Origin of the sequence: Robertmurraya beringensis, assembly GCF_042433785.1 — a bacterium.
Lineage (GTDB): Bacteria > Bacillota > Bacilli > Bacillales > Cytobacillaceae > Robertmurraya_A > Robertmurraya_A beringensis.
In genome coordinates, this window is sequence record NZ_JBHLUU010000114.1 from 24897 (window position 1) to 44979 (window position 20083).

The window sequence follows — 20083 nt, forward strand, 5'->3', positions numbered from 1 at the left end:
CTGAAAGGTTCACGTACGGTGTGGAGCGGGGGAAAAGGCGGAGATAACTTCAAAGCCTTACCTATCGCTATCAGAATGATGCTGTCTCTTTCCTTTATCTTAACCCACCGTATGATTTAACGATGAAAGGCATGGACGACGATTCAGCAGAACGTAAAGAATGGACCGAGTTATACCGAAATACCCGCTATCTCAAAGAAAAAGGATTAATGATGTATGTTATTCCTTCTTATAGATTTGCGGATAAGAAGATTGCTCGATTCCTGGCCACACATTTTTATAATGTTGGTATGATGCGTTTCTCTGATGAGGATTACGATGATTATCGCCAGTGTATCTGTGTGACCTGTTAAGTGACTAAGCCTAAAATGGCGAAATCACTTGGATTTACTCATTTGTAAATCTAACTTCTGATTCGAAGGTTGGAATGAGGAAACCATGATTTCTGAAACGACCTCACTGATACTCCTACATGCGTTTATTAGGACAGGAATAGATGTATGAAGCTAGGTAAAGTCAGTTGAAAGTTACCGTAATGACAATCTTGTCACACGAAAGTCCTTTAGAGGTAAAGGATGTAACCTATAGGCTGGGTGTCTATAAAATGTCTATGGTGAGAATGACCAACAAAATATAGTCTGACGAAGTTCCGAATGTACGGGTCTAGAACTGGTCAATATCTAACGGTATTGCTGATATGAATATCAGGTGAATTATCGAAAAGTAAAAGTAGATGCTATGAAATTCGTACATCAATCTATGGTGATGTAAATTCACAGGCTCAAAGGAACCACCTAAGGACATATGCACAGATAGAATCAGAGGAACTGGGAAAGCAAAGGACACATCAAAAGGGGACTGTCATTCCTGTGGTTGCTATAAGGCTCCATTTGCCGAAATGCATTTACCTTTGTGAGAGTAAGGGCACTACCGTTGAAGTTTCTGTAATGGAAATGGAGGAATAGCCCTGAGTCTACCAAAAGTTAAACAGATATTCTAAGAGGCTTATTGCAAGGATCAGGTATGAACATGGGAAATCATTCCGAGAAAGGAGTGATCCACTATGCAAACACAATTACGGTACTGGTCATATTACGGTATGACCGAAACTTTCGACGAGTTATACAGAGGTAGCAAGGAAGGTAAATCTTTTGAACGTCTTTACGACATCATCACATCAAGAGAAAACATTCTACTTGCTTATCGCACAATCAAAACTAACAAGGGCTCAAAAACACCGGGAGTAGATGGAAGGACTATCAAAGATTTTCAGAACCTCTCGGAAGAAGGACTAGTTTCCTTTATTAAGAAACGTCTTTCTAATTACCAGCCAATGAAAGTTAGGAGAGTTTTTATACCTAAGCCAAACGGTAGCGTAAGACCTCTAGGAATTCTAAGCATGAGTGACAGAATTATACAACAAGCATTCAAACAGGTTCTTGAACCTATTTGTGAAGCTAAATTCTACAATCACTCATATGGTTTTCGTCCGCTAAGGTCTACACATCAAGCCCTAGCTAGAGTTAGTTCTTTAATTAACCTGACGAAACTCCACTATGTAGTAGATATTGATGTTAAGGGATTCTTCGATAACGTCAATCATACCCTACTACTTAAACAGCTATGGAATATAGGGATAAAAGATAGAATAGTCCTACGAATAATTAGCAAGATGCTTAAGGCTGAAATTGATGGGGAAGGCATTCCAACTAAAGGTACTCCACAAGGCGGTATCTTATCACCATTACTATCCAACGTGGTACTTAACGACTTAGACCAATGGGTATATGGACAATGGGAAAACTTCAAAACTCGAACCGGATATGATAATCCAAGCAACAAATACCGAGCCATCAAAAAAACAAAACTCAAAGAAGGTTATATCGTTAGGTATGCTGACGATTTTAAAATCCTATGTAGAGATTGGAAAACTGCCAACAAGTGGTATCATGCCGTGAGACTCTATCTAAAAGACCGCCTAAAACTCGACATTTCACCCGAAAAATCAAAAGTGGTCAACTTACGTAAAAACAAGTCCGAATTTCTTGGCTTTACATTAAAAGCTGAAACAAAAGGCAGAAAATATGTTGCACGAACTGGAATTACCGCTAAAAAGAAGGAACAGCATAAGGTGAAAGGACGCAGACTAATCAAACAGCTGCAAAAGAATCCTACACCCCAAAATGCACTTCTTTATAACAGCTGGGTACTTGGTATCCATAATTACAGTAAGCGTGCAACACTCGTAAATATACAATTTGCGAATATCGCCTTTCAATTAAGCAGAGCCCTATACAATCGTCTCAATAGAGTAAGTAAATATGGATACCCTATAAATGCACCTCCTTCATACAAGAAATTCTATAAATGTTCCATTAAGACTTATAGATTCGGAGATGTATACCTATACCCGTTGATGGATGTTAAATTTGAAACTCCATTAGGATTTTCACAATATTTAACACCATTCACCGAACAAGGAAGGCAGTATATCCATATGGAACTAAAGGGGAATGTTTTGATTGAAATAAGGAAACTTATGAAATCTAACATACCTAATAGAAGCATTGAATACTTTGACAACCGAATTAGCAGGTACAGCATGAAAAGCGGCAGATGTGAGATAACTGGTAACTTTCTACCAGCAGAACATGTCCACTGTCATCACTATGTACCTATTAGTCTAGGAGGAACAGATGATTTCAAAAATCTGCGAATCATAGACAAATTCGCTCACAAATTAATTCATGCTACAAACTCTGAGACAATAAACAAATATCTAAAATTGCTTAACCTAAAAAGTCAAGCAATAGAGAAAGTTAACAATTACCGTGAGAAGTGTCACCTAGAACCTATCTGTTAGGATAACTGAGGTAGATGGAACGCCGTATGATGGGAAACTATCACGTACGGTGTGGGACGGGGGAAAAGGTCAGGCTGTAATGTCTGTTTACGGAGGAAGTTTAATCACAACTATCCGAAGACTTACCTATCGTCATTCATTGGGAACAAGAAGTCAGGAAAACATAAAGAGTTTAATCAAAAGCTTTTTGATTTTCTTACTCATATGGAATCCGATGAATTTGTCCTAGAGAAAGTCACTCCGATTGATCGTTTTGTTACAGCGGGTAAGAAATGGAATGTACCTACAGGTGTAGAGGAGTTAAAAACCTTCTATACCAAGTTAGCGAATAAATGCGATTACGTGGATAGTATTCGTCAAAGCAAGGGATTCCAAGCCTTTATGAACCGTTCCAAGCCGAGACAATTAGAAATCGGGGGAAATCCTATTTTACCTTTAAATTCTGGTCAATTAGCACTCTTATTAGCTAGTGGAGCGGTAAACGGAGAAATAGGAGAGGGAGACAACTACCACTTAGTTCAGGGACTTGAGATCGTGAAGAAAATTCCTTCAACCGAACGCAAAGTCAATGAAAGTGGCAGTGTATCCGTCATAACGAAGATCAAAACTCGCCGGGAAGTGTCCGTTAAGGTAATCACGCCGAACGGTGTAATCATGAAGCTGGTCTAGGAGGAGAAAGATATGAAACTAGTAGAATCAAACATTACGGTATCTCTTATGCACGAAGGGGAATGGTACTTCATTGAAGTTCATGGTTTCTCTAATGAAATTACAGGTATCAAAATAGATGCAGGTAAGTTTTACATCCAATTTATCGGGGGGGACTTCGAGGAACCGCAAGAGTTTTGGATAGAGTATAACCAATCAGCCTTTAATGAGATGTGGCAATACGAGTTTAGAAGTGATTTTTCCTACTCCATACTACCGGAAGAATTAACACTTGGTATGCTTAACGATCTCTTCATGAGTGCTTACAGTATGGTTAAGGACCAGTCCTATACTTGCAAACACATGGGGGAATCAATGTGAGTCATTATATTAGGGTCTGTTCCTACGGAAATTATGAATTTGGGTATTATCAGACTCCTACTGGTAGATGTGTGGACGAATACCAGGTGGTAGCTCGTCTTTGGCTAAGAGAATTCAACTTCTTAGACGAACGCATTTTATCCTATGAGGATTCGACTCGAGAAGCAATTGAAAGTCTTTCTTTTTATGTGGAAGAGGGGTATACATTCCATAACTGTTACGGAAAGTATATATTTTCAGGTGGGTATCAGCTCGTACAATCAGATTCAGGTATTAAGCCTGTTATGCTGAGTATGGTTTAAAAAAAGAGACTGTAAAGGTCTTGTGGCATATAAAAGAGGTTTTGAAGAATTTATCTTCATGCCTCTTTTTTTACTTTAAAACATTATTGGAGGTTCATTCATGGAAAATCAAATGTCTTTATTTAACGTTGAAGAGAGTAATGTAGCGGTATTAGATATACGTTCGGAGCAACAAATCAATAAGAAGGTTTCGTACGATGTGGGAGAGAAGATCGGATTGGCACGTAAAGACTTAGCGGCACTAAGAAAGGGATTCGAGGATAATCAAACTTTTTCTGCTTTAGAAGAGATTGAAAATATTAGCTCTGTCCTTGCTGCTCAAATTATAACAAAATCTGAACTATTTAAAAGCTTTTCTTTGGAAAAAGAGAAAGAGAATTGTACAAAGCCTTCTGTAGCTCGTGCAAAACAATTGATCATCCAACGAGTAGATGCTACTCCAATGGGTGATTCAAAAGAAAGTCGTGAGCAATATATGAAGGCAGCGCAATTTGTGCTTCACCGCTTTGAAATGATTAAAGAAATGGAAGAGTTGTATTCATTTATTTCCGACGTTTCTTCTATCATTCGTAACGAAGGTGGAAACCGCTCTTTTTATGAGAAGAGAATTGATGAACTGTTAAACATGCAGAATGAACTAGAAAAAGGGTCAAAGGACTACGAAATAGTTGTCAATCGGTTAGAGAACTGCAAGGTCGTTATGAGAGGTATTGATCGGTCCAACCGTCTAGGGTTAAGCAGTTTAGGAAAGAAGTTCTGTAATCTTTTCAAAAGCCAAACAAGCTACAGTAGTACGATTAGGAATGCTCTTAAGGTTGAGTCGTGGGATGATCTATTAGGCAAAAAAGAGAAGAAGTCTTCAGGGAAGAGAAAGGCTGTTTGGGAGCGAACATTACCTGAACGTCCAGACCGTATCGGTGGTGCTCAAAGTACTGTAGAAAAGCCAGAAGATTTAGTACAATTCTTTGGCTTTCGTGGGGTTGAGTTCGGCCATTATGTGGATGATTCTAAAGCTACTGAACATCTTCTTCGTTCATCAGAAGCGATGATGGATCTTGCTGAATTACTCGAGGTAGATTATTCATTTATATCTCTTGATGGAACGCTTGCGATGGCCTTCGGAGCTAGAGGAAGAGGCGGTTCTGCCCTTGCACACTATGAACCATATTCTAATGTCATTAACATGACAAAACAACGTGGTTGTTTGGGTATCTTCGCCCATGAATTTTGGCACGGGTATGACTGTTACCTATACCGCATAAGCCATAACGGTAAATATGGAAAGTTAGACTATGCTTCAAACCCAGATACTTTAGGTTCACATATTGATCCTTTAGTTCCTATTCTGTTCGCAGAATTAATCGAAGTGATTAAGAAAGGGAAAAGCGTAGCTTACTTTGAGAATACGAATGACGATAAAACCTTTTGGAGAGGTACCGAGTTTAAGTCTTGTTACCGTCGTCACAACGGAGATTTATTGGCTGCTATGAATGAAAAGGTTGAATCGGCTAAAGCCCAGCTAGAGTCAGATATTCAATTCTATTCACGTATTAGTATCCATGCTGATCAAAGAATCGAAAAAGCGAAAAAAGCTTTCGAGAGAAATATAAAGAAGTTTGCTCAAGCCTTGGCTTGGTTTCATGAGCAACAAACCGGTGAGCGCGTGGAGAGAATTCCATATCCAACGGATAAGTCCAACTACTATCAAGCTTCCATCTCATTAGATAAGGGGAAGGTAGATAAGTATTGGAGTTCCAATGTGGAGCTTACCGCTAGAGCCTTTGAATCCTATATCCAAGATAAGCTTGTAGCAAGCGGAAGAAGAAGCGATTATCTTGTTGCAGGAACTAGGACGGATAACGTTGCTTTTCCTATGGGAGAAGAGAGAACAGCCATAAATGATAAATTCGATTTAATTTTCAAGTATCTACGTGATATTGAAATTTTAAAATAGGGGGAAAAGAGTATGACGTATTCATATCTATGTGTAGGTTGTAATCAAGGACTCAAATACAACGGATTTAAGGGCCAACAAGTGGTTCTGAAACATATCCGACATGGTGAGGTAATAGAGAGTATTCAAGGCGAATATGACGGTTATGGTCAGGTCATAAATGATAGCTGGGATAGTCTAAAAGAGGTTCAACGTTCTCTATGGTGCTTTGAGGATTCGATCGATTATAACAAGAAAGTCTATCAAGGTCAGTTGATGAACTGGATTGACTTCCGTATCCTAAAAGCAAAAGAACGAGGAATTGATATGGTACCAGGAGACAAAACATGGAAGTCGGGATATGATCTCACTCAGCATATGATAAACGAGTGGGAGAACATCCCCTTTATCCCTGTTGAACATCCACGTTCCGGTATTGAAGCATGGCATTTACCTTGTCATGAATCTTCTAGTAAAGAGCAGCTGGATTCTCACACAATCTCTAAGGTAGATCCTTACTTAGCGATGGGGGACTTATAATGGCTAAGCTATTTTATGACGAAGAGAAGATGAAACGGTTTGTCGATAAGGATCGTTACCTATCGTTTGTATATGAAGACCTACTCATGAGAAAGCATTCAAAGTCAGAAGCTTTGCTAGTAATCTTTAACAGTAACGTGTTGGGAGATACAGCAATGGAAGATGAATATAGCAAACTATAAAAGGCAAATTAGAGAGGATTTCCAATGGAAGTCCTCTTTATCATTAGGAGGAAAAAACGATGAATTTAAAGCTAAAAAAAGTATATAGTGTATCGAAAAAAGGAAAGCCTGAAAGGCCGAGATTATTCCTTCAGCATTTGATTTGCGAGGCTGCAGGGTTTGAACCAAAAGGTGAGATTCACATTAAGATTTTGGAAGAAAAGGAAGAGATTATCCTTCAAAACTTCCCCTTTGATGGAGAAAATGATATTCATACGGTCCATGTGTCCTCAAGAAAAAGTAAATTGAGTCAGCAAGAAAGACCTCTAATCGATACTGCTGGGGAACGTTACTCATTTTTAGACATTAATCAAAAGGTTGAAATGAATGTCTTTAGAAAAGGCAAAAAGGGTAGAGTCGTAATCAAAACACTTGAATATAAGTTGTTTGAGAATAATACGATTCCCACTCCGAAAGACCAGCGGATACGTTTTCTCAGTTTATGTGCGGGAGCTGGTGTAGGCACTTCAATTCTTGAATCAACAAATTATTTTACACCTATACAGGAGATAGAATTAGAAGATGATAGTACTGAAGTGTTACTACATAATTTTCCTAATTCTATGGTCTTCAATGGGGATCTTCGTGATTGTATGGACGTGGCCGAAGTGGACATGGCATTTGTCACCTTGCCATGCAATGAATTCTCAGTTTTAGGTGGATTGGAATCAGGCATTATGGATGATTTAGTACTTGCTACTTCAAAGATTCTTCAATCTTCAAAAGCAGAGGTACTCTTTTTCGAAAATGTACCTTCCTTCTTCCGAAGCAATGCTTGGGATAGTTTGAAGAGCTTACTACAAGAAGAATATCCTTATTGGGCTCAAAAAGATATTGAAGCATGGGATTTTGGAAGTATAGCCATGAGAAAGAGGACGTATGCAGTAGCTTTTAGGAGTGAAGAAAGATTCCTTCATTTTCAATTTCCGACTCCACCAAAGGGGAGAAGAAAGAAACTAAAAGACTTTCTAGACAGAGGGAATGTAGCGCATGAATGGAAGAGTATTGAAAAATTCATGGCATCATTTAATAGCCGTGCAGCCTGGAAAGAACGTAGTTTAGAGTTAACTTTCGTGGATAAGAACGTTGAACGAATTTCTTGCATTCCCAAGAGATATACCTCTCAATGCGCGTCTAATAGTCACGTTTTAAGCGAAGATAAGAAGTGGTTTAGGTTTTTATCACTTAACGAAATTAAACGCATTCTAGACATCCCAGAAACCTTTACATTCACTGATAATATCCAAAAGATAAGAAAAGTAGAAATGTTGGGGCAATCCGTCGACGGACGTGTTATAAAAGCAATTGCAAATCGAATTGCCTATACGTTCATGAAGGTAAAAACCGTTGCTACTGAAAATGTCAAAAAGATCAAGACGAGTTATAGTATTAACAACGGGGGACAACTTGAATTATTATTGACTTAATCAAAGACCAAAGGTGGGGCTTACTCTCACTTTTGGTCTTTTTTATTTAGGTTATGTTAAAGTTTAGGGTTGAAATTGATGGTATGTTGAAATTGATGGTATGTTGAAATCTAGTATAATTGTCGTAAGAACAAACATTTTGAAAGGCGGACGTAATGGAATGACTGACAAACCTAGATATTGTCAAAGTTGTGGAGATGAGGTACCTAAATCCGAGGTGTACGAACCTGTTGATCCTATCAACAAAAGACCTGTTTATGATAAAAGTAAAGAAAATGAACCACAAGTTATATTTGTTTGTGGGCATTGTTACCAAGATATACTGGGGATTCGATAATAATCATGGTTTAATATATTTATATACATAAGCAAAAGGAGATCTATTATGAAAATAAGAACAACTAGAAACTTCGCTTACATCGAACTATTTATATTTTGTATAGTTCTTTCAATGATAATCTTTATTTTTAAGTTGCCAAGCTTTCTATATGTTGTATTGGTGTTTGGATTTATTTTTAACACTATAGCAATAACAATAAAGTCTAAAAGGATCCGTCCTTAAAGGAATTTTAATATAATTTGTCACTGTTTTTAATTAAAAATGTCATAGAATTGTATGTAAGAATGTCATTAATATGTACAAGTATGTTCAGTACAAAAAGGAAAAGAACAGCTGATATTAATATAATTTTCATTGTTTGTAAGCAGTACGCAAGGGTAGTTATAGAGCTTCAATAACTTTTCTATCGTTTCTCTTTTTGGTTGGACTTCATCTCTTTCATAATATCGAATAGAGTCAACCGACATACCAATGGCATCAGCAACTTGTTTTTGTGTAAGATTCTTAGCTAATCTAGCTTGTCTCAGACAATTACCTAACGTATTAATCATACTAATCTTTCCTTCTTTTCTTTTTAATGGATATATTATGGGTAAATATCCCTATATAATATTTACTATAAATCATGGTTTAATAGATGTATAGAATTTTTTCGAATATCAAAGGGAAGAACCCTAGACAATTGCCGTACACGTATACGGTTTATTTTGTCTAGGGTTTTTTTAATGTATTTTCGGCCATTTCTTTTTCGAGAAATTATATTAGATTAGTAAATTTTTTTTATTAGTCTACCGATATTAAAAATACTATTCAAATTAAAATGAGAAAAAAGACACAAAAAAACCCACCCGCTCGTTTTCAAACATCTAAAACAGTTTGGCCGCTGACAGATGTTGAAAATTCTAAAGGTAGGATTTCTTACTAATTATTATGTATTTATTTTATCATGAGTACGATAATTTACAAGTAGGAAACCTTCGACAACACATGTTATTAAAGCTGGTCGGGAGAATCGGAGGAGACAGTGATGGAAGAGGAGTATCTCAATTTAAAAGGGAAGAAGGACAAACTAGAATACTTTAGATTGATTGATAATGGTAATCTATCCCCCAGGCTGAAACTTGTAAAAGAGGAAAAAGAAGAAAACTTATTAACACGTACTTATTGGGTTCCTGAACAAGATAAAGTGATCTATAGTGAGGATGAAGTACGAAAATTCTCACTGGACTCTTATGGTGAAAATATTCCTTACATAGATGGGGAATTAACCATCTTTAATAACTATTTGTTTGATTTTTGGTCTTACTACCTAAACGCGGAGGGACTAGCACTATACGGTCATTTGAAGCGTTTTGCTTATGGTTCTAAGGATTTCTGTTATCCGAACTTTGAACTAATCAGCTTAAAAATGGATAAGTCTCGACCTACTATTCATAATTACTTAGAGATATTGGAAAGATACGGTTTTTCATACAAATTCGGAGTGTACAACCGTTCAAGAGAGGGAGTAGAAGAAGGACCGATCTTTAAAGTTAGAAAGAAAGTACCCTTGCTAACAGAGGCACTTATTTACGGTAATCCTGATATAGAAATTCCGGATGATGCTCCAGGACATATTAAAAAGGCTCTCAAAAAAGAGCAAAAGGGATTACCGGAAAGACTCCGGAAGGAACATGAAAAGTACGTTGAAAGCATGATTAAGAATAACGAAAAAGTATCTATTGAAAACAAGATTGATTTTGAAGAAATATATAAACAATGGCAGAAATATGGTGAGCTTATTAAGGCTTCGAGAAATGAAGCAGCTGCCACATTAGAAAAAACACCTACCATTCAAGTAGCAATGGATAAATCGGAAACGATGATCTTAAAACATTTAAATCATTACGTCATGCAGAAGATCTCTAAACCTTCTTTTGAAACCTTTTTCAAAGACGTACAACTACAAGTAAACAATATCGAACACTCGGTTCATATTATTGCTCCAAACGAGTTTGCTAGAGATTATTTACAGCAAAAGTATGATGAACTTATTAAGGAAGCCTTGACGGAATATGATCCTGACATTGAAAAAATTGAATATAAATCCTTTAGTACCTCTGTATAAAACAGAGGTATTTTAAATTTTTTCAAAAGAGGTTATAAGGTCTTTAAGGGAGGATAAAATCATTTAAAGCTAGATTAAAAGATTTATAAACTAGGTTAATAATTTCGTAAGGTATAGGTTAATAAAATTTTAACCTATTAAACAATGCGTTTTCAGGATAGGTAATAGGTTAAAAATATTTTAAGGTAGATGATAGGTTAAAAGAATTTTAACCTCACCTTAAAAATCTTTTAACCAGAATAAATACAAAGGGGAATAAGATTTTAAATAATAATATATATTATAGCCACTTCATCTTCGCATTATTCTTAAACAATCTATCCACTTGTCGAATGAAGTCATTACAAGTATAATAAGCCTATATTTCTTTTTTATTTTTTTATTTGTTTGCAATCCTTTCATTTGGATTAGCGGGAATTTACTTTAGATATTACAGCCTTTGGGTTGATGGACTAATAGCAAGCTTGTACTATGTACTTTTTGCTATTCATTTCAGAGACTCAAGGGCTTTTTTGCGTTTATTTAGCCAATTTGATGGTGGTGTGTTCAAAGAGAATGGGATTTTTCCTGTTCTCTTTTTTATATATAAAAAACTTTAAGTTAGGGGCAGCATTACATGAAAAAGAGTGGTAAGTGGAAGAAGTATGATGGACCAAGTATGGAAGAAAGAGTAGAAAAACTTGTGTCGATTCTAGATGAAGGGGTGAAGAACTTTACGTATTCTCCAGAAGATTACAAAGCTCTTCTCGAAATGAAAGCACTTATGCCTAATTACTCATTCAGGAACCTTATGGTGGCTAAAGCTCAATATCCCAATGCTAGTTTTATTGCATCATTTAAGCACTGGAATGAGTTAGGTCGCAAAGTAAAAAAGGGAGCAAAGGCCATTAACATCTTCAAACCCAACTTCAAGAAGGTTGAGAAAAAAGATGACAATGGAAGTTCCTCAGAGGATTATCAGCTAATCGGTTTCGGCACCGTTCCTGTATTTGCTTATGAGCAAACAGAAGGTGACTCACTTCCGATCGATAAGGTACATATCAAGCTTGAAGGTGATTGTCCAGAAGCACGAGAGATTATCAAATGCGCTGAAACAATTGCACTAGGGGATGATTGTCCTGTCACTTACGGAGATGCAGATGGGGCTAATGGATATTATCGTCCATATACTCACGAAATCGTTGTTAGCGACACGCTTAGTATTAATCACCGTTGTAAAACACTTGTACACGAACTAGTACATTCAAGAGTCCATAGATATGACACGACCTCCTCTTCTAGTGAAAAAGAAGTGGTTGCTGAAGGTTCTGCATTTGTTGTTTGTTCGTTCTTTGGTCTCGATACATCTGATTATTCTTTCCGTTACGTTAAGTCATGGAAAAAGAATGATGATGACTCACTCGTAAAATACGGATCCCAGATATCTGATATCTCAGGAAAAATTATTAACGAGTTTAGAGCCTTGATGGAAAGCCAGGAAGAACATCTACAACAAACCGCTTAGAATCGCACAGAAAGGAAGTGCTTCAAAGGTGAGTGATCTAATAACAAGTCACCTTGAAGAATATGCTGGACATAAATTTTACGTCGAGCATGTTTCTACATCGTCTATTGGCAATTGGTTCCGTGTTCATATGACCAACGGAGTCATCCATAACCTAACAATTGGCTATGCAGATAGCATAGAAAAAGCTAAGCAAGAAGTCATAAAAGCGTTTAAAGAATATTTAGATGGGGTGTTGTAATCATGAAAATGAATGAAGTATCGCAAGCGACATATAAAAATGTCCCAATAACCATTTATTGTATTGAGGAAGGTCAATATGCAGGTCAATATTGTGCAGTGGTCCTTCCATTCAGTATTCGAACTTCTATTCGAGACAGCATTGGCGCTGCTCTTGATCGAGCAATTGCGAACATTGAAAAGCAACTGGCATCATGACGGACAGTTGGTAGACACCTACTGTACATTAAGGAGATGTAAATAATGAAATTCATTAAAAATAATGACGGTTATAACCAAGGATATGAAGTCGTTAAGGATGGGGAAGTTATTGGTTTTGTTTATAAAACAACACTAATTGACCTAACTGTAATGTGGAAAAACAACAAAAACGATGACTTATTCATTACAAGAAAAGATGCGTCAGAAGCACTTTTGTAACTCTTGTTGGATGGTACGAGAAAACAGTAACTCACTGATCAAGCAGTTTTTTTAAAGCTTGGAGATATAACAAATTGCAAATTGAATAGGGAGGTGTATCCCTTACCTCATAGTAGATAAAGGAACGCCATTCGGCTCCTTTATCTATTTTTGAGAGGGGAGCCAGAATGATTAATTGGAATCAAATTGAGGAAACAAATGAAAACCCAAAAATGTTAGAGCTTTACTTAGATCAAGCTTGGCAGAATGCTTTCTGTTATGCACTAGCGGTAGAAGAACCCGAGAAAGAATGGCAATCAGCTAAACTTCTGATGACCATTATTGCTGGGAGTGATTCTACCCTACAAGCAATGAAAGCATCTGTTGATATTGGTAGTTCAGGCATTTCATTTGGGCATGGAGAAAAGCAACTAACGGATTATAAATTTGTCTCTCAGTTCCGTATGTATAGTGATAAAGGCAAGTATGAATCGTTCAAGATGACCATTAACAGCAATCGGAAAGCAGTTGCCATTGTACATGATGATCTATTAGGAAATGGGGATTATATCCTTTCTTTTGAAGGCGACCCAGCTGAGGACCTTAGAAATTTGTTAGGTGGAGGAAAATTCGGCCTTAATATCTTACCTGAATGGAAAAACATCATTCTTGATGAGTTTGTGAGACGTGGATGTATTGAAGAGTTGAATTTTTATTTTGACCCATCATTATTCCCGAATGGACTTTCTATCTACAAACTGAAATTCAGCGAAGAGAATGCGGAACAGGAAGCAGACGACATTATCTCTGACATGATGAAAAAGGGAATGCTTAAGTTTCCTAAAGCGGGTACTGGTGCTTCAGTGGAATCCATTGAAGATTTAGGTACGTATATGACGAAATTTATGGACGATATGGTCAAAAAGGTTTCAGATAGGGTAACACCGATTCACAACCCAATTGTAGATCCTGTTCATCCACAAATTTCAACATACAAACGTGAACTATTCCCTGTACAAGCTCATGTGAGTACTGCGATTGCAAAGGTGTTAAAGAAGCAGAAAGTGGCGTTAATACAAGGAGAGATGAGCACGGGCAAATCCACGATGATGACAGCCATCCCAGATGTGTTAGCAGCGATGTCCAACAAGAAGGGATATTTCGCTTGTCGTGCGCTCGTAATTGAGTAGAGAGGTTATGTATCTAATAACCTATCGAAAGAGTGCTGTTTAATTAGCTCCTGGATAGCTCCCGATAATAAGCTATTTACAGAGAGAGGCTGAGACTCCCGTTTGCAAGACAGTAATGTTCTTGTGATGAGCAAGGGTGAAGTCGCAGGAAACTGCGGGCTTGGGTATATATGGTGAATAATCGTTTACTCTCGTATGTACGTTTCGTTACGAAGATGGCTAAGTTTAGAAGTATTTTAAATTTTGAAATGCATTAAATATGCCGTAATAAGCAGTTAACTTGACCCTATATGACATGGTAGGTATTGAGGATGAACTAATGGGAGTTCAGAGAATTGGTGTGAAACCAATCTGCGAAAGCATAACTGCCGGAACAAAGAGAGCACCTAAGTATACAGGTAACACTAATTAAACGGAAGCGAGGATTGCCCTACCCCTTAGTAATAAGGTTGATTTTAGGGAGGACTAGCATAACAGGGTAACTCCGAAAGCTAAGAAACCTAAACGTAATGAGGGTAACAGAGGGGGAATAGTACCAAAGAAGTGAGACTAAGAATCTCATGGAGGGAAGTCCCTTAGACTAATGTATTTATACAATGAGAGAAAATAATTAATAATTCGCCATCCTAGACGCAAGTGACTATTCATACGGAAGGACGGTGAATACGCCAATGGCTTTAAATAATATCTATTATGTAGATATGAAGCAGAGATTTATAGATTATCAAAAAGAAATACCTATTGACCTACTAAGTGAGTGTATTTCAGAGGGAAATGTGAATCTAGCTTTTAGAAAGCTAAGTGAATCAAGTGGGAAATACTCTCTTGGTGCTGATGGTACCAACATTGACACAATCAATGATGCAAATTTGAACACTCTCGATTTATGCGAGATTGTCAGAGAACGCATTATTAATAAAATCGTCAATCCCGTACGAAGAACTTATATCTCTAAAGAGAACGGTTCAAAACGTCCACTGGGAATCGGAAGTATCTGGGATAAACTAACGCAGATGTGTATAAAACTTGTACTAGAACCAATATTTGAAAATCAATTTGTCCCAAGCAGCTATGGTTTTAGAGAGCAAGTTAGTACACATAATGCCCTAGCAAAAGTCAAATTTTTCACCAATGGAACTGCAAAGCACCATTTCATTGTCAATATTGATCTGAAAGACTACTTCGGAACTCTCGACCCTAAAATCATGCGTAGAGAACTCTATGCAGGAGGGATTAAGGATAAATATATATTGAATTATATATTCCGACTTATCCGTTGTGGCTATATTGAGGAAGATATGTTTTATCACACTGATACTGGTGCTCCTCAAGGTAGTATACTAGGTCCTTTACTAAGTAATATTTACTTACATCGGACAGACATTTGGGTAAGAGAACAGTATGAAAATTGGCATGATAAAAGTGTGAAGAAGTTTCACAATGTGGACAATAAAGGTCAAAACTTCAAAAAAACCAATCTTAAACGTGGTGTTCACGTTCGGTATGCAGACGATATGCTTATTTTATGCCCTTCCTTAGAACATGCTAAAAGATGGTATCATGCTCTAGCCAGAAAGTTAGAAATAGGGCTCAAGTTAACTGTTAATCATGAGAAAAGCTCAATTATTGACATATCGAAGGGTGAAACTTTTAGATATCTTGGGTATGAATTCTACTACAGCAAAAAGCATAGAACATCATCACAGCAACTTGATAAGAAACGAATGGCTAAGATTGTTTCTGAAGCAAAACGTAGATTGAGAGAATTAAGAAAATATCCAAAGCTGCAAAATGTTCTAAATTGGAATGCCTTTGTCCGTGGAACACATAACTACTTCAAAGGAATGACAAATTTTAGCATATCATTCAGCAAAATCCATTGGCGGATTAACAGATTATTTCGACACGTTATGAAATGTATCGCAAAGTTCACTGACACTAAAAAGTCGGAAGAGGAAAAACATAATAATGCTCAGAGAAAATGGATAGATATGCAAGGATATAAAACATGGGGTAGAAATGGTTGGTGGGTCATTGCTAGAACTCCCGTTCTTGAACTAGGATGGGCTAACTGGGATAAAACACTAATTGGTCACCTTAGACAGAAAGTCAACAGGACAAACCCGTATGACTATGGGGAAAAAGCACACAAACCTGGGGTATCGCTTAATGAAATTGCATACCTAGTGAACACTAGTAACTACATTGGTAGTTATAGTATGAGATACAGAAACTATCGAGTTAGCTTATATAGTAGTTTACATGGAGTAGGATATCTAACAGGAGAAAAAGTTGATGTTGCTAATTATCATTGTCATCATGTTTTACCAAAGAGTAAAGGCGGTTCAGATGCATTTAATAACTTAGTTATTTTAACGGCTGATGAACATCGCATTTTACACAGCAAGAACTACATTCAGTTACTATCCTTGTGTAAACAGAGTAAGAAATATATTAAGAGAGCTAATTTTCTTATTGAACAGGTACATGGAGTAATGATTTGTAATAAATAACATTAGTTGGATAGCCGTATGCGTAGAAATGCGCCCGTACGGTTAGGGTTGGGGGAAAAGGAAGTTGGCTCTGTAATAGAGATTAACAAGTTGTTTAAAACAACCGACTATCCTTACCTATCAACATTTATGTGCCCTCCTAGTTTAACCAAAAAGTGGCCCGAAGAAATCTTGGAAATTATTCCTTATGCAGATGTTCATGTGATTGAAAGAACGGATCAATTGATTACTTTCCATCGAAACTGGACAAACGCAGGCAGACCAAAACCACAAAAACCGACGTTCTTTGTTATTTCGTTTACAACGATGCGTGGTGATTGTGCAACGGTTCCAGCGGTGCATTACGAATATAGAAAAACCAAGGTTCAAGAGGAAGAGAAAGAACTTCCGTATCGCGATGGATACTATTGTCCTTGTTGTGGCAAAGCCCACCAAGTCGTTGAATCAAAAGAAACCACGATTGACGAAGACGGGAATGAAGTAGAAAACCAAGTGAAACGGACGATGCAAGAGCATGAATTCGGAGAGTCAAGAAGACTACAAAACTCTAAGAATCCTGCAAATGCATTTTGTTCTGAATGTGGAGAAAGCTTATGGACGAAAAAAGTTCCTACTCGTTATGAATCTATTAACGGTTGGCTGAAGCATGAAAAAAATGTGAGCCATGCCTTGAAAGATAAAAATCATAAACTAGTAGAGCAGATTCAGCTGTCACAACCGGAAGTTCCTAAGCAACAAGGGAACCCAAGAAGAATTGCGACAGTCGAATACATTCGCCGTAAGATGCGATGGTTCTTTGATATTACAGTGGTTGATGAAATCCATCAGCTTAAGGCTGGTCTGAGTGCCCAGGGAAATTCATTGGGCAGTATCGCCGCTGTTTCTAAGAAAGTCATTGGCGGGACTGGGACGCTCTTCGGTGGAAAAGTGCGCCCATAAGGGCATTTAGTAATTCGACTTTAGGCAAGTCGTAGGAGTGTAGAGGCATCGATTGTCTCCTATCATCTACTAATTTACTCGTGAGGGAAACCAATAACGGGGAACACAGCATATTAGGTGAAAAGCCATAAGTCACCAAGTTGTCATGGTGCAACTGAATGGCAAGATGAAACCGAAACAGACGAGGATGAATGCTAAACTGCGTGAACGATAGCCAAAGGAGTCCTAGCGAAGACATAGACGGAAGACTTCTATTAACGTCTATTGACCAAATATTATCTAATAGCCTTGCCGTTAGATAATTACTGCTTTATAAATAGCTTTTCCGTTTATAAAGTTATGCCTCAGTGGTCTTCCAACCATAGTAAATGGTAAATGGCGAAAGTCGCATCCGACACTGGTTCAAGCCTATGTTACTAAATGTACTAAATGGGGATTGCCTAAGTTGGGATGCCTGTAAAGGCTATGGCACTTTAGGTGTCTGAATATCCAATATGGCAACAGAGAGTCCGTAGTAGTCCGAGCTAGGGAAAGCCTAGTACATGGCGAAGGGACCAAGTTATCTAGTCCAGAACAAAATCAGGAAGGTGTGGAGACACTTTGAGGATCCCAAAAGTAGTTATGGACAACCTAGTTGAAATGTCCAAGAGAGATGAGAATTACGTTTTCGAACGTATATATCGAAATCTGTATAATGAAGAGTTCTTCCTAGAAGCTTATGCAAAGTTAGCCAAAAAGGAAGGTAATATGACAGAGGGAACGGACGGAAAAACCATTGATGGTATGAGCATCGACCGAATTCGTAAAATTATTGAACAGTTAAAAGATGAAAGTTACCAACCAAGACCTTCAAGAAGGGAATACATCCCAAAGAAGCCAACAGGTCAAAGACCTCTAGGAATTCCTTCAATGGATGATAAGTTAGTTCAAGAAGTAGCACGTAGAATCTTAGAAGGGTTATACGAGCCTATTTTCCGTGATTCTTCACATGGTTTTAGACCTAAACTTAGTTGCCAAACTGCTTTAGACAAAATACAAAAAACATTCACTGGAGTTAAGTGGTTTGTTGAAGGAGACATCAAAGGATTCTTTGACAACATTGACCATCACACTTTAATCAACCTTCTTAGGAAAAGGATAAAAGATGAAAAGTTCATTCGACTTATCTGGAAATTCCTCAAAGCAGGATACCTAGAGGATTGGGTCTACCACAAGACTTTCAGCGGCACACCTCAAGGTGGCGTTATCAGTCCATTATTAGCAAATATCTATCTTCATGAATTGGATAAGTATATGGAACAATATGCTGAAGAATTCAATAAAGGTAAGAAGCGAAAACGGACACATGAATACAGAGCGTTAGAATGGCAACTAACGAAAATGAAGAAATCAGATGAAGAATGGGCTTTAATGTCCACTTCTGAGAAAAGGGAACACACCAGAGTTTACAAGGCACTCATTAAGAAACGTAATGAGATGAATGCGACTGACCCGTTTGATCCTGACTTCCGAAGAATCAATTATGTTCGTTATGCTGATGATTTTCTTATCGGTGTAATTGGCGGCAAGGGAGATGCACTAAAAATCAAACAGGATATTAAAGCATTCTTAGCTAATAAGCTAAAACTTGAACTATCTGTAGAGAAGACCCTTATCACTCATGCTCATAAGGAGAAAGCTAGATTTCTAGGTTTTGATATTGTAACAAGTTACAGTACACAACCAACAAGAAATAAAGATGGCAAACTCCAAAGGCAAAATAACGGTAAGGTTAAACTTTATGTTCCGAAGGAAAAATGGGTAAATAAACTTCTTGATAGGAACATTCTAAGAATAAACGATAACGATTGGAAAATGATTCATAGACCTGAACTTATCAATAATGACGACCTTGAAATTATTAGCATCTATGATGCTGAATTACGAGGATTCTACGAATATTACAAAATAGCAAATAACGTGAGTGTGCTTAATAAAATGGCATACATCATGGAATACAGTATGTATAAAACGTTTGCTAGTAAATATAAAATATCGGTTACAAAAGTCATAGATAGATTTAGTGTTAATGGAGTGTTTACTGTTCAATATGAAACGAAAAAAGGAATGAAATCTAAAACTTTAATTAACTCGTTTACAAGAGCAGAAAAAGTAAATAAAGATTTCAAAGTGGATAATCTGCCTAATGGTTGGATGTACAGTGGTATCACAAGCCTAATTGACAGAATGAAAGCTCGCATATGTGAATACTGCGGAGCAACAGATGTCGATTTAGAGATGCATCATGTCCGGAAGTTAAAAGACCTCAAAAAGAAGAAAAATCTTCAAAAGTGGGAAATGATTATGATCGCTCGTAACCGAAGACAATTAGCTTTATGTGCTAGAGGACACGGAAACGACTGTCATATGAAATTACACAAAGGACAATTGTAATTAAACTGGGTGGATAATAGTGAGCCGTATGCTTGGAGACTTGCAAGTACGGTTCTGGGGGAGAGTTGGTGGAAACCTACCATAGTAATATGGCAAGGCACCG

18 protein-coding genes and 1 pseudogene are annotated in these 20083 nt (G+C 37.4%); 18 read left to right on the top strand and 1 reads right to left on the bottom strand.

Features of this window, described 5'->3' with window-relative positions; genetic code table 11:
• Nucleotides 1–80: 80 nt before the first annotated feature.
• The 9 genes and pseudogenes from ACFFHF_RS17140 to ACFFHF_RS17180 form a co-directional block, all read left to right on the top strand.
• Nucleotides 81–353: pseudogene (locus ACFFHF_RS17140) on the top strand (DUF6094 domain-containing protein); the annotation flags it as partial.
• Nucleotides 354–1063: 710 nt separating this feature from the next.
• A complete protein-coding gene (gene ltrA / locus ACFFHF_RS17145) occupies nucleotides 1064–2863 on the top strand; it encodes a group II intron reverse transcriptase/maturase (protein ID WP_377058675.1) in 1800 nt (599 codons plus the stop codon).
• Nucleotides 2864–3067: 204 nt separating this feature from the next.
• A complete protein-coding gene (locus ACFFHF_RS17150) occupies nucleotides 3068–3532 on the top strand; it encodes a hypothetical protein (RefSeq protein WP_377058676.1) in 465 nt (154 codons plus the stop codon).
• A gap of 12 nt (nucleotides 3533–3544) precedes the next feature.
• On the top strand, nucleotides 3545–3892 hold the full coding sequence (locus tag ACFFHF_RS17155; protein WP_377058677.1) for a hypothetical protein: 348 nt from the start codon (nucleotides 3545–3547) through the stop codon (nucleotides 3890–3892).
• On the top strand, nucleotides 3889–4194 hold the full coding sequence (locus ACFFHF_RS17160; protein WP_377058678.1) for a hypothetical protein: 306 nt from the start codon (nucleotides 3889–3891) through the stop codon (nucleotides 4192–4194). The genes ACFFHF_RS17155 and ACFFHF_RS17160 overlap by 4 nt, the downstream gene beginning before the upstream one ends.
• A gap of 100 nt (nucleotides 4195–4294) precedes the next feature.
• Nucleotides 4295–6148, top strand: a complete 1854-nt coding sequence (locus ACFFHF_RS17165; protein WP_377058679.1) for an LPD1 domain-containing protein — start codon at nucleotides 4295–4297, stop codon at nucleotides 6146–6148.
• A gap of 12 nt (nucleotides 6149–6160) precedes the next feature.
• Nucleotides 6161–6667, top strand: a complete 507-nt coding sequence (locus ACFFHF_RS17170) for a hypothetical protein (protein ID WP_377058680.1) — start codon at nucleotides 6161–6163, stop codon at nucleotides 6665–6667.
• Nucleotides 6667–6849: a hypothetical protein gene (locus ACFFHF_RS17175; protein WP_377058681.1), complete on the top strand. Its 183-nt coding sequence runs from the start codon at nucleotides 6667–6669 to the stop codon at nucleotides 6847–6849. The genes ACFFHF_RS17170 and ACFFHF_RS17175 overlap by 1 nt, the downstream gene beginning before the upstream one ends.
• Before the next feature lie 59 nt (nucleotides 6850–6908).
• Nucleotides 6909–8315 carry a DNA cytosine methyltransferase gene (locus ACFFHF_RS17180; protein ID WP_377058682.1) on the top strand — a complete coding sequence of 469 codons (1407 nt, stop codon included), beginning with the start codon at nucleotides 6909–6911 and terminating at the stop codon, nucleotides 8313–8315.
• Between the two features lie 630 nt (nucleotides 8316–8945).
• Here ACFFHF_RS17180 and ACFFHF_RS17185 read toward each other — a convergent pair.
• Nucleotides 8946–9206 (bottom strand): helix-turn-helix transcriptional regulator, encoded by a 261-nt coding sequence (locus ACFFHF_RS17185; protein ID WP_377058683.1) that lies wholly within the window; start codon nucleotides 9204–9206, stop codon nucleotides 8946–8948.
• 476 nt (nucleotides 9207–9682) lie between these two features.
• Between ACFFHF_RS17185 and ACFFHF_RS17190 the strand changes: the two genes are divergently transcribed.
• From ACFFHF_RS17190 to ACFFHF_RS17230, 9 genes are all read left to right on the top strand, one after another.
• Nucleotides 9683–10762 carry a DnaA N-terminal domain-containing protein gene (locus ACFFHF_RS17190; protein ID WP_377058684.1) on the top strand — a complete coding sequence of 360 codons (1080 nt, stop codon included), beginning with the start codon at nucleotides 9683–9685 and terminating at the stop codon, nucleotides 10760–10762.
• Between the two features lie 616 nt (nucleotides 10763–11378).
• Nucleotides 11379–12266, top strand: a complete 888-nt coding sequence (locus ACFFHF_RS17195; protein ID WP_377058685.1) for an ArdC-like ssDNA-binding domain-containing protein — start codon at nucleotides 11379–11381, stop codon at nucleotides 12264–12266.
• A gap of 28 nt (nucleotides 12267–12294) precedes the next feature.
• Entirely contained in the window at nucleotides 12295–12507 is a 213-nt protein-coding gene (locus tag ACFFHF_RS17200; RefSeq protein ID WP_377058686.1) for a hypothetical protein, read from the top strand.
• Between the two features lie 2 nt (nucleotides 12508–12509).
• Nucleotides 12510–12704, top strand: coding sequence for a hypothetical protein (locus ACFFHF_RS17205; protein ID WP_377058687.1), 195 nt, complete (start codon nucleotides 12510–12512; stop codon nucleotides 12702–12704).
• Nucleotides 12705–12749: 45 nt separating this feature from the next.
• Nucleotides 12750–12926 (top strand): hypothetical protein, encoded by a 177-nt coding sequence (locus tag ACFFHF_RS17210; protein ID WP_377058688.1) that lies wholly within the window; start codon nucleotides 12750–12752, stop codon nucleotides 12924–12926.
• Nucleotides 12927–13093: 167 nt separating this feature from the next.
• On the top strand, nucleotides 13094–14095 hold the full coding sequence (locus ACFFHF_RS17215) for a hypothetical protein (protein WP_377058689.1): 1002 nt from the start codon (nucleotides 13094–13096) through the stop codon (nucleotides 14093–14095).
• 671 nt (nucleotides 14096–14766) lie between these two features.
• The gene (locus ACFFHF_RS17220; protein WP_377058690.1) at nucleotides 14767–16608 is read left to right on the top strand and encodes a reverse transcriptase domain-containing protein; all 1842 of its coding nucleotides are present in this window, start codon (nucleotides 14767–14769) and stop codon (nucleotides 16606–16608) included.
• 18 nt (nucleotides 16609–16626) lie between these two features.
• Nucleotides 16627–17547: a hypothetical protein gene (locus tag ACFFHF_RS17225; protein WP_377058691.1), complete on the top strand. Its 921-nt coding sequence runs from the start codon at nucleotides 16627–16629 to the stop codon at nucleotides 17545–17547.
• Nucleotides 17548–18147: 600 nt separating this feature from the next.
• Nucleotides 18148–19980: a reverse transcriptase/maturase family protein gene (locus ACFFHF_RS17230; RefSeq protein ID WP_377058692.1), complete on the top strand. Its 1833-nt coding sequence runs from the start codon at nucleotides 18148–18150 to the stop codon at nucleotides 19978–19980.
• Nucleotides 19981–20083: the final 103 nt, after the last annotated feature.

Bases quoted from the DNA above. Each gene is read 5' to 3' on its own strand.
- ltrA (WP_377058675.1), top strand. From the start codon at position 1,064: ATGCAAACACAATTACGGTACTGGTCATATTACGGTATGACCGAAACT.
- ACFFHF_RS17150 (WP_377058676.1), top strand. From the start codon at position 3,068: ATGGAATCCGATGAATTTGTCCTAGAGAAAGTCACTCCGATTGATCGT.
- ACFFHF_RS17155 (WP_377058677.1), top strand. From the start codon at position 3,545: ATGAAACTAGTAGAATCAAACATTACGGTATCTCTTATGCACGAAGGG.
- ACFFHF_RS17165 (WP_377058679.1), top strand. From the start codon at position 4,295: ATGGAAAATCAAATGTCTTTATTTAACGTTGAAGAGAGTAATGTAGCG.
- ACFFHF_RS17170 (WP_377058680.1), top strand. From the start codon at position 6,161: ATGACGTATTCATATCTATGTGTAGGTTGTAATCAAGGACTCAAATAC.
- ACFFHF_RS17175 (WP_377058681.1), top strand. From the start codon at position 6,667: ATGGCTAAGCTATTTTATGACGAAGAGAAGATGAAACGGTTTGTCGAT.
- ACFFHF_RS17180 (WP_377058682.1), top strand. From the start codon at position 6,909: ATGAATTTAAAGCTAAAAAAAGTATATAGTGTATCGAAAAAAGGAAAG.
- ACFFHF_RS17185 (WP_377058683.1), bottom strand. From the start codon at position 9,206: ATGATTAATACGTTAGGTAATTGTCTGAGACAAGCTAGATTAGCTAAG.
- ACFFHF_RS17190 (WP_377058684.1), top strand. From the start codon at position 9,683: ATGGAAGAGGAGTATCTCAATTTAAAAGGGAAGAAGGACAAACTAGAA.
- ACFFHF_RS17195 (WP_377058685.1), top strand. From the start codon at position 11,379: ATGAAAAAGAGTGGTAAGTGGAAGAAGTATGATGGACCAAGTATGGAA.
- ACFFHF_RS17205 (WP_377058687.1), top strand. From the start codon at position 12,510: ATGAAAATGAATGAAGTATCGCAAGCGACATATAAAAATGTCCCAATA.
- ACFFHF_RS17210 (WP_377058688.1), top strand. From the start codon at position 12,750: ATGAAATTCATTAAAAATAATGACGGTTATAACCAAGGATATGAAGTC.
- ACFFHF_RS17215 (WP_377058689.1), top strand. From the start codon at position 13,094: ATGATTAATTGGAATCAAATTGAGGAAACAAATGAAAACCCAAAAATG.
- ACFFHF_RS17220 (WP_377058690.1), top strand. From the start codon at position 14,767: ATGGCTTTAAATAATATCTATTATGTAGATATGAAGCAGAGATTTATA.
- ACFFHF_RS17225 (WP_377058691.1), top strand. From the start codon at position 16,627: ATGCGTAGAAATGCGCCCGTACGGTTAGGGTTGGGGGAAAAGGAAGTT.